Annotated in this window: 9 protein-coding genes; 6 read left to right on the top strand and 3 right to left on the bottom strand. The window is 48.4% G+C overall.

Annotated elements, in window-relative coordinates; all coding sequences use genetic code 11:
* Positions 1-869: 869 nt before the first annotated feature.
* The 3 genes from JOC37_RS12760 to asnB form a co-directional block, all read right to left on the bottom strand.
* Positions 870-1,097, bottom strand: a complete 228-nt coding sequence (locus JOC37_RS12760; RefSeq protein WP_204619493.1) for a hypothetical protein — start codon at positions 1,095-1,097, stop codon at positions 870-872.
* Between the two features lie 8 nt (positions 1,098-1,105).
* Positions 1,106-1,387: a hypothetical protein gene (locus JOC37_RS12755; RefSeq protein WP_204619492.1), complete on the bottom strand. Its 282-nt coding sequence runs from the start codon at positions 1,385-1,387 to the stop codon at positions 1,106-1,108.
* A 399-nt stretch (positions 1,388-1,786) separates the two neighbouring features.
* On the bottom strand, positions 1,787-3,619 hold the full coding sequence (gene asnB, locus JOC37_RS12750; protein WP_204619491.1) for an asparagine synthase (glutamine-hydrolyzing): 1,833 nt from the start codon (positions 3,617-3,619) through the stop codon (positions 1,787-1,789).
* Positions 3,620-3,917: 298 nt separating this feature from the next.
* Here asnB and JOC37_RS12745 point away from each other — a divergent pair, with 298 nt between their 5' ends.
* From JOC37_RS12745 to JOC37_RS12720, 6 genes are all read left to right on the top strand, one after another.
* Positions 3,918-4,541, top strand: a complete 624-nt coding sequence (locus tag JOC37_RS12745; RefSeq protein ID WP_204619490.1) for a DUF421 domain-containing protein — start codon at positions 3,918-3,920, stop codon at positions 4,539-4,541.
* A complete protein-coding gene (locus JOC37_RS12740) occupies positions 4,541-5,236 on the top strand; it encodes a DUF421 domain-containing protein (RefSeq protein ID WP_204619489.1) in 696 nt (231 codons plus the stop codon). The genes JOC37_RS12745 and JOC37_RS12740 overlap by 1 nt, the downstream gene beginning before the upstream one ends.
* A 13-nt stretch (positions 5,237-5,249) precedes the next feature.
* Entirely contained in the window at positions 5,250-5,630 is a 381-nt protein-coding gene (locus JOC37_RS12735) for a hypothetical protein (protein ID WP_204619494.1), read from the top strand.
* A gap of 38 nt (positions 5,631-5,668) precedes the next feature.
* Complete coding sequence (locus tag JOC37_RS12730; protein ID WP_204619487.1) at positions 5,669-6,232, top strand: ANTAR domain-containing response regulator; 564 nt, start codon at positions 5,669-5,671, stop codon at positions 6,230-6,232.
* Between the two features lie 253 nt (positions 6,233-6,485).
* Positions 6,486-7,802 carry a type I glutamate--ammonia ligase gene (gene glnA / locus JOC37_RS12725; protein WP_204619486.1) on the top strand — a complete coding sequence of 439 codons (1,317 nt, stop codon included), beginning with the start codon at positions 6,486-6,488 and terminating at the stop codon, positions 7,800-7,802.
* Between the two features lie 69 nt (positions 7,803-7,871).
* Positions 7,872-9,452, top strand: a complete 1,581-nt coding sequence (locus tag JOC37_RS12720) for an FMN-binding glutamate synthase family protein (protein ID WP_204619485.1) — start codon at positions 7,872-7,874, stop codon at positions 9,450-9,452.
* Positions 9,453-9,660 lie beyond the last annotated feature (208 nt).

Below are 9,660 nucleotides of genomic sequence, written 5' to 3'. Positions count from 1 at the left end.
AGGTTTATCAGGAGCCGTATACGAGGCCCGTACGTACGGTTCTGTGAGAGGGATAACGCCGTAGCAAATTACTGCGGCGTTACCCTACTCGATTTACCTATGCATGTTCGGCAGATACCCTGGCCAGGTATAACTGCCGGGGATTTATGTCCTGGCCAGGGCAACTGCCTCGGTATGGGGGCGGAATTACCTGCAGCATCAACCTTTACAAGATAGGTTAAGCCAGTGCCAAAAAACAGCACCGGCTTTTTTCTTACCTGCAGTGCTTCAAATTAAGCCAGAGTGCCTGCGGCACACTGGCCAGTTCAGCCCCTGCCCCCAACCCCCGCCCCACTCTTGGGGCCGGGGGTTTTAACACTTTGGAAGAAAGCAGCCTCTCATCCCGCTCTTTTCATTATACCTCGCCTCTGCCGCAGGCGGCAGCTCCACCCGTCAAGGGTACGCTGCACAAAAAATTTTACATGTATGCATTTTAAGCAGGATAAAATTTTTTGATCCGCCCGCTGGCGCGGCCCTTGACTGGTGGGCCGGCTCGGTGTTTGTAAAGAAAACGGGAAGTAGGTAAAATGTTGAGAAAGATATTAGGCAAGATTGCAGATGGCAGGTTTGGCCGGGCGTTGGCAGGGTTACAGGCTGGCTGGCAAAAGTTGCTCTCTAAAACTTCTAGAAAATAGTCTTTGTTGATTGTCGTTACCATCAACTATCGATCGTAATTTATTGCTCCAAATATCTATCCTAGCTCTAACCCTCCGCTTATCCCCAATTTCTTATTCTTAGGCCATTATCAAAATGTCTTGTATTAACTAGGCGCATCTGCGCCCTTAACGCTTCGCGCTCCTGTGCCCAGCTGCACAGGCTTAACCAGCATATTAAAATCCCCATGCTGGCAGTTCCTGCAGGTCTTTCATACCTTCTTCGGTTAATCCATCCTTCTTTATCTCTATTCCCACTTTGTCTGCATAGGTAATTAAGGCAAACAGCTGGGCAGCCTTTTCCATTCTTTCTTTATTCCCGTGTTCCTCAAAAGCCAGCTTTGCTGCGGCCAGGTCGTTCCAAAGGGTGTCCATTTCTTCTTTGGTGAGGTACAGCAGCCCCACCACCCCCTCTAGGTAAAGTTCCAGCTTTTTAATATTTGAGATTCGGGCAGGTCTTCCGGTTCTCCTTCAATTATTTCCACCACTGACGATTCTTCTTTTTCTTCCCCACTTAATATTTCTTTATCTTCTGCTCTATCATCAAAACTCAACTGCAGGGGCTTTATCTCCACCATTACCTGTTCGTTGGGTTTAAACTGCTTTAGTTCCAGCAGGTTTTCATTGGTGAGCTGAATATCTTCAAGAATTACCCGGATGCTCTGCAGCCAGTTTTTTCCCCTGGCGGTCGTCATGCCATGCTGTGCCGTTAAACCCCGGCACTATGACAGGAAAGAAAAACGCCCCGATATATCATATTTTGGAGCTGGATGTGATATAATATTTTTGGGTAGGGGAGGTTTCCCTCCCCCGTTGGGTTAGCGCTTTTTTAGAAAGCGCTTTTTCTTTTATTGGTGTTCTTTTATATCTAGCCAGGTTTTATTGCTCCGAGCACCGCGGCCACTGTGACCACCAGGTCTTTTAATCACCTCACCTGCTTTGCCAATTACGTTGCAAAAAGAAAAGAGCCCAGAGGCTCTATATATTACGTTTCCTAATTAATTATGTGTTCTGTAATAGCGTTATACATTAATTGCCGGTGATAACCTTCAATGCGGTATATGACAGGTTATTAGTGTTAATTTGTGGCCGGTTTAACAAATTTCCACTTTATATTCCCTCAGCCAGGTGTCAATTTGGCACAGGTAGGCAAACAGCTGGGGCCCGGTCATCAGTTGGCCGAACCACGGCCGGTTAAAAGTGTCTCCTTCTACCCGGGTGAGGGAACGGAGGGCATTGGTGTTAACCAGCGGCAGCAGCGGGGATGCTGGATCTTCCAGAATACGTATTAACCAATTGCGCACCGCAGCCAGGTAATGGGGGTTGTGTGTTTTAGGGTAGGGGCTTTTGCGACGATTTAGTATGCCCTCGGGCAGTATACCGGCCAGTGCTCTGCGCAGGATACCCTTTTCCTGCCCATTCCAGTTTTTCATCTGCCAGGGTATGTTCCACACGTATTCTACCAACCGGTGGTCGCAGAATGGCACCCGTACTTCCAGGCCGGTGGCCATGCTCATGCGGTCCTTGCGGTCCAACAGTGTGGTCATAAACCACAGTATGTTGAGGTAAAACATTTCCCGCCTGCGGCTTTCCTGTTCATTTTCCCCCGGCAGTTTCGGCACTTCGGCCAGGGTGTCCTGGTATCTTTGATTTATATATTCATCCGGGTTGACATACTGCAAGAGTTCCGGTGACAGCAAACTGGTCCGGAATTGTAGGGCCCTCAGCCAGGGAAAGGTGCTGCTGTTTAAGGCTTCTTGGCTGTGAAACCAGGGGTACCCACCAAAAATTTCATCGGCACACTCGCCGGATAGGGCTACAGTGGCATTTTTCTTAATTTCCCGGCAAAACAGGTACAAAGATGAATCCACATCGGCCATGCCCGGCAAATCCCTGGCCAGTACAGCATTGGTTAGTGCATCTACAATCTCGGGGGTATCTACTGTTATATAGTGGTGCCTGGTTCCGCAGTACCGGGACATGTGTTTTACCCACGGGGCGTCTAAAGTGGGCTGAAACTCGTTTGGCTTAAAATTAAAGTTGTTATTTACATAGTCAATGGAATAAGTATGCAGTTGACCGCTAAAGCTTTGAGCGGCAAAGGCTGTCAGGGCACTGGAGTCCAGGCCCCCGGACAGCAGAGTGCAGATGGGAACATCGGATATCAGCTGGCGCTGTACGGAATCCTTTAAAAGGTCATGTACTTTGGCTGCTGTGGTATCAAGGTCGTCCCGGTGAGGTTTGCTTTTAACATTCCAATAGCGGCGCATGTGTATTCCGCTGCGGTCATAGATTAAGCAGTGGCCGGGACGAACTTCTCTTATATTGCGAAACACACCATGTCCCGGGGTGCGGGAGGGGCCTAAGTAGAAAATCTCTGCCAGGCCCTCGGCATCTATTTGGGGCTTTACCTCCGGGTGAGCTAACAGGGCTTTTAATTCTGAACCGAACAGCAGGGTACGCCCCCTGTGGGTATAAAATAACGGTTTAACTCCCAACCTGTCCCTGGCCAGGAACAGTCTTTGTTCTTTATGGTCCCAAACGGCAAAAGCAAAAATGCCGTTCAGGCGGTCAATGCATGAGGGCCCCCACTGGATAAATGATACCAGCAGCACTTCGGTATCAGAGTGGCTTTGGAATTTATGCCCGTATAACTCCAGCTCCCTGCGCAGCTCTGCCGTGTTGTACAATTCCCCGTTGTAAGTAATGACGTATGTACTGTCTCCCAATTGGCGAACCATTGGTTGACTGCCTCCTACCGGATCAATGACGGTTAACCGGCGGTGTCCCAAGGCGGCGCAGGGAGACAGCCATGTTCCCTCTGCATCGGGGCCGCGGTGGGACAGGGTTGTGGTCATTTTTTCCAGTACATGTTTTTGTGTAGTTAAATCCCTTTCCCAGTCAATCCATCCTGCTATTCCGCACATAATAAATCCTCCCGTAAAATAATTTAAGGCCCCATTGGCGGCATAAATTCCGAACCAAATGGCGCCTTTGCCCTGGTTGACATATATTTGTTATTAATATATGAGCATTGGGTTAAAAAGTGCAGTAAAAATAAAAATTATTAGTAAATAATTATTCCCGCAGCAATAATTGAATTTCACTTTATTCTGCGTGCCATAATAGTAAGCAGGGGTGATTTAACTGAACTGGCATGGTTTTTGGTTTGGGGCGGACAGTTTACCTTTACCTTTAATTGCGCTCCGGGCGGTGGTGCTGTACATGACCATAGTGGTGGCCACCAGAGTGCTGCGTTTTCGCCATGTGGGAATTATGGCCAGGCATAACTATCTTGTGGCCGCCGGTATTGTGGGTGTTGCCGGGGCAGGGATATTAAACCCCGCCAACTCACTGGCATTGGGGCTGGTGGCGATAGTTTTTTTAACAGTAATTGGCATAAGCCTGTCTTTTTTGGATTTAAAACTGCCCCAGCGCATAGGTAATAAACCGATTCCGCTTATCAGTTACGGCAAGATGGAGAAAAAGCAGCTGCGCAAAGTTAACATGACCATTGAAAACCTGCTGGGCCAGCTGCGGCTGAACGGTGTTTTTAAATTGGACAATGTGGAAAATGCCTATTTTGAAGCCACCGGCAAAGTAAGTGTGGTAAAAAAGGCGGAAGCCCGGCCGGTGTTTCGCCAGCAGTTGAACCTGGGGACCAAAATGGCCTGCCCCCCCATACAGTTGGTTTATGATGGGAAAGTAATTGAAAAAAACTTAAAAAGGTTGGCGCTGGATCACCGGTGGCTGGAAAAAGAGCTGCAAAAACAAGGCTTTGCCTCGCCCAGGGCGGTTTTTTTTGCTGCCCTGCTGGAAAACGGTTCACTATATGTATGTAGTCACTAATGGTGGTGATAGCAATTACAGACCTGTGGCAGTTTGTTCTCCGGGCAGTGGGTGTGGGGGGGATTTTTCTAACTGTCAATATAATGCTGCCCCGGCGTACCAGCGGCCTTTTTGCCGGTTATGACCTGATGTTTCTATGGCTTTTTGGGGGCTTGGCCGCCGCCCCGCTGGTAAACGGCAGTGTGGAATTAGAACAATCCATTACTGCCATGCTGGCGGTGCTGGCCTGTCACTTGAGTTTATCCCGCCTGGCCCTGTACAGCACTACCGCTGCAAAATTAATTACCGGTCAGCCGGTGCTGCTGGTGGAAAATGGTAAAGTGATAAGAAAAAATATGCGGCGCGCCCTGGTGCCGGCCTGGATGCTTTTGGCAGAGTTGAGATGTGCCGGTTTATCAGACCTGTCCCAGGTGGATTATGCCATATTAGAAACCTGCGGCCGGATAAGTGTCATTCCTAAATCAGAACTCTGGCCGGTGACAGCGGGGGATTTGGGAATCAAGACGTCGCCGGTGGTGCAGCCGTCATTACTGATTGAAGATGGAAAAATATTAACAGATAACCTTAAACGTCTTAATTATGATGTGCAGTGGCTGCGCCGGGAGTTAAGCAAACAGGGGGTGGCCCGGCTGGAAGATGTATATGTTGCCAGCATTGACGGGCACGGGCAGCTGTGTTTTAGTTACAAAGATTAAGCGGTGATGAACTTTGATTAACGATCAAACAGAAATTACAGCAGCTTTATTTTTAATGTTAATACAAGAAAGGGCAGCGGCGGCGGTGTTTTCCGAAGCTGCCGACACAACAAATGAGCCCAAACTTAAAAAGCTGTTCAGTGAACTGGAGCAGTGTTCTCGAAAACACCACGCCAGAATGTTTGACGCATTAAAAAAAGACAGTGATAAAGGTGATGTACAATGGCTGCGCAATCTGTTATGGCTGGAGATGGAAAACCACAGCCTGTATAACCGGCTGATGGCCGGTATTGTTGATCCATCCACCCGGCAGTTGTTTCAGCAGCTGAGAGATGCCAAAATGCGCAGTATTACCCTGCTGCAGGAGGAATTAAGACCCCGGGGAGAGAAGTAATACAATATTATCATTAATAAATATGGGGAGTACCTGTCATGTATGATATAAGGGTAGTGATTATAGCCCCTGGTGAAACCTGCCGCAGGAGACTTAGAGAACAGTTAAATACTGCCGGGTACATAGTTGTGGCGGATGTGCCGGATGCCAAAAAGGGACTGCGGGTTATCTTTCAAACCCAACCGGATGTTATCATGATATCAGCAGCGTTGGGGAGGCAGGTTATTAAGATAATTGACGAACACCGGATTGCACCGGTGTTAATTATTTCTGAGAATGATTCGCAGCTGGTGCGGGAATTTAAACAGGATTGTTTTTTTGGCCTGGTTTTTCCCGGCATGAGTGAATTTATGTTGGATGCGGTCATCCAGGTGGCGGTTAATAATTTTCATAAACTGCGTGAATTGGAGGAAGAAGTACGTAAATTAAAACGGGCCGTAGAAGAGAGAAAGATAATTGAAAAGGCCAAGGGATTGATTATGCAGCAAAAGGGGTACAGTGAGGAAAAGGCTTTCCGCTATTTGCGCAAATTAAGTATGGATCGCTGTGTTCCCATGGTGAAGGTGGCCAATGCGGTAATAAGTTCTTTGCGCAGGCATTAATTATGTATACAATATAATTTTGTCCCCATTATTGCTATTCTTTATTTTCATACATTATAATTATTAATGTGTGATAAAAAGAACGAGCTTTGGGGCAACGGCGTCCCATCTGGGCCTGTATTAACGCAGGCTTAGTGGGGCGTTTTTTGTTTTAGTATTTCCGGCACCTGTTTGCAGGGAGCGAATACTTTTAAATAGTGCTGGGCTTTAGCCGGACTATATTTTTAGAAATTATGTAAAGTTGGTGAATAATGTGCGCACATTTACTGCCCAAGATGTGTTGGAAAAGGCCCAGGAATATAATGTAAAATTCATCCGCCTGCAGTTTACAGATATATACGGTGTTTTTAAAAATATTGCCATTACGGTGGAAGAACTGGAGCGGGCGTTGGAAGGGTGTATTCCCTTTGATAGTTCTGTAATTGAGGGGCTGAGGGGAAATAAAGAATCAGATATTTATTTGATTCCCGATCCCACCACCTTTCAAATTTTTCCCTGGCGCCCCCGGGAGGGTGCGGTGGCCCGGTTAATATGTGATGTGCATTCACCTGATAACCGGCCCTTTGCCGGCTGTTCCCGCTGGGTGCTGAAAAAAGCTTTAAAAGAAGCCGGAGAACTTGGTTACCGGCTGCAGGTGGGGGCAGAAATTGAATTCTTCCTTTTTAACTTGGATGAACGGGGTAAGCCTACCACTGTTACCCACGACCGGGCCGGGTACTGTGATTTAACTCCTGTTGATTTAGGAGAAAATGCCCGCCGGGATATGGTGCTGACCCTGGAAGAAATGGGATTTGATATTGCTTCATCGCACCATGAAATTGCCCCCGGGCAGCATGAAATTTCTATCAAAGCAGATGATGCTCTGACCATGGCGGATAAAATTGCCACCTTTAAATTTGTAGTCCGTACCATTGCCCAGCGTCATGGGCTGCACGCTTCTTTTATGCCCAAGCCCCTGCCCCAGCACGCCGGCTCCGGTATGAACCTGCATCTTTCACTGTGGAAAGATGATAAAAATGCCTTTTACCAGCAGGATGGGCGGTTGAGTTTAAGCCCATTGGCCTTTGCCTTTATCGCCGGCGTTATACATCATGCCCGGGCCATAAGTGCCATAACCAACCCGCTGGTAAATTCATACAAGCGGCTGGTTCCCAGCGACGTGGCGCCGTTCTTAGCTGCCTGGTCCGAAGAAAACCGCAGCACCAGCATCAGAGTGCCCGCCCACCGGGAAGAGAATACTGTTTTAGCGCTGCGCAGCCCCGACCCCACCTGCAACCCCTACCTGGCCATAGCGGTGGTCCTTAAATGCGGTTTGGATGGGGTGGACAAAGGCATGGTACCGCCGGATAAACTGGCCGAAAGAGGCAACGGCCAGCCCAAGGTGATGCCGGCCCGCCTGCCCAGCAACTTGGGCCAGGCCCTGGATGCTTTAGAAAAAGATGACCTGGTGGCCGGTGTGCTGGGCCGGCGAATATACAACAATTATTTAGAAGCCAAACGCCAGGAATGGGACAAGTTTCAATCAGAAATACACCCCTGGGAACTGGAACAGTATTTAACTTATTACTAATGCCAATACCTTTGGATGAAACCAAAGGGAAAATAGAGAAATAGAAATTAAGGAGAGGATGGTTTACAAATGTCTTTTAGCAAAGGAATTAACGCAACTGCTGCCACCATGACCAAAGCTCGTACCGGTAACAGTGTATGTCCCTTTTCCGGTATGTGCGTTACCTGCCTGGACGGATGCCCGGGCCTGTGTGAAATAGGTAAATCATCAGTTCGCGGTAAAGAAGTTTTGTACCCGGCGCCCTTTGGTAAAACAACTTCTGCTTCTGAAAAAGATTACCCGGTAGATTATTCCCACTTTAACATTATGGGCACCGCTGTTGGCGCCCACGGTATTGAGGCTGACCCGGATAAAGCTATCTTTCCGGCGGTGGATTTAACAACCGAAGTGGGTAATGAAAACAAAGTTAAGCTGGACCTGCCAATAGTGGTATGTGCCATGGGTTCTACCAACGTGGCTGCTGAAAACTGGGAGCACCTGGCTGCAGGTTGTGCCCTTACCGGTACCGGTATTGTAATCGGTGAAAATGTTTGTGCCATGGATCCCAACGTAGAAATTAAAAACGGGCGGGTGGTACACTCCCCCAACCTGGAAAACCGCGTTAAATACTTCCAGCGCTGGTATAACGGGAAATCCGGCTTTACCGCTGTACAGGCCAACGTGGAAGATACCAAACTGGGTGTGCAGGAATACGCCATTGAAAAACTGGGTGTTGAATTTGTGGAACTGAAATGGGGGCAGGGTGCCAAGGATATCGGCGGTGAAGTTAAGCTGAACACCCTGGAACGGGCCCTGGAGTTGAAGAGTCGGGGCTATATAGTACTGCCCGACCCGGAAGATCCGAAGGTGCAGGAAGCCTTCAAAGCTGGGGCATTTAAAGAATTCGAGCGTCACTCCCGCATCGGCATGGTAAATGAAGAGGCGTTCCACAAACGGGTAGAAGAACTGCGTGCTGCCGGTGCTAAATATATTTCACTGAAGACCGGTGCTTACCGTCCCGCTGACTTGGCCCGGGCCGTTAAATACGCCTCCGATGCTAAACTGGATATGCTGACGGTAGACGGTGCCGGCGGCGGTACCGGAATGAGCCCGTGGCGGATGATGAACGAGTGGGGTGTACCTACCGTTTATATTCAGGCTCTGCTGACTAAATACCTGGATAAGCTGGCTGCCCAGGGCAGATATGTACCCCCGGTGGTTATTGCCGGCGGCTTTACCTTAGAAGACCACATGTACAAAGGTTTGGCCATGAGCGCCCCTTACGTTAAAGCCATTGGTATGGCCCGTTCACCGCTGACCGCGGCCATGGTTGGCAAAACTGTCGGTACAGCCATTAAGAACGGTAAAATTCCCGCCGAGTACAAGAAGTATGGTGAAACTTTGGAGCAGGTATTTATTGCTGCTTCAGCACTTAAAGATAAACTTGGTGACGAATTTGATAACCTGCCTGTGGGTGCTATTGGTGTGTACACTTATTATGAACGCTTGGCCCAAGGACTGCGCCAATTTATGTGCGGATCCCGCAAGTTCGGTTTGAACTACATTACCCGGGATGATATTGCTGCCCTAACCAAAGAAGCCTCCGAAATCAGCGGCATCAGGTATATCATGGATGTGGATGCAGAAGAAGCCGAAGAAATTTTAAAATAAGTATTGACTAATTAGTAGGTTAAGAATATACTAAAAACAAATGTATATGGAAATGATACAAGGGTGTATCATTACTGGCAATGAGGCCCTCGTGGGAATTTTTCCCGCGAGGGCTTTTATGTGTGCCCGGCATGGGCAATGTCTATAGGGTGAAAGTCCCGAACGTTGAAGGTAGCAGTAAACGTTAGCTTAAGGCAAGGGTGTCCGC

The sequence above is a fragment of the Desulforadius tongensis genome, from assembly GCF_016907915.1.
GTDB lineage: Bacteria > Bacillota > Desulfotomaculia > Desulfotomaculales > Desulfohalotomaculaceae > Desulforadius > Desulforadius tongensis.
The sequence above is the reverse complement of the archived record's forward strand: the minus strand, read 5'-3'. Positions and strand labels throughout refer to the sequence as shown.

Coding starts and splice junctions, on each gene's coding strand:
- JOC37_RS12755 (WP_204619492.1), bottom strand. CDS start 1,387: ATGACGACCGCCAGGGGAAAAAACTGGCTGCAGAGCATCCGGGTAATT.
- asnB (WP_204619491.1), bottom strand. CDS start 3,619: ATGTGCGGAATAGCAGGATGGATTGACTGGGAAAGGGATTTAACTACA.
- JOC37_RS12745 (WP_204619490.1), top strand. CDS start 3,918: ATGACCATAGTGGTGGCCACCAGAGTGCTGCGTTTTCGCCATGTGGGA.
- JOC37_RS12740 (WP_204619489.1), top strand. CDS start 4,541: ATGGTGGTGATAGCAATTACAGACCTGTGGCAGTTTGTTCTCCGGGCA.
- JOC37_RS12730 (WP_204619487.1), top strand. CDS start 5,669: ATGTATGATATAAGGGTAGTGATTATAGCCCCTGGTGAAACCTGCCGC.
- JOC37_RS12720 (WP_204619485.1), top strand. CDS start 7,872: ATGTCTTTTAGCAAAGGAATTAACGCAACTGCTGCCACCATGACCAAA.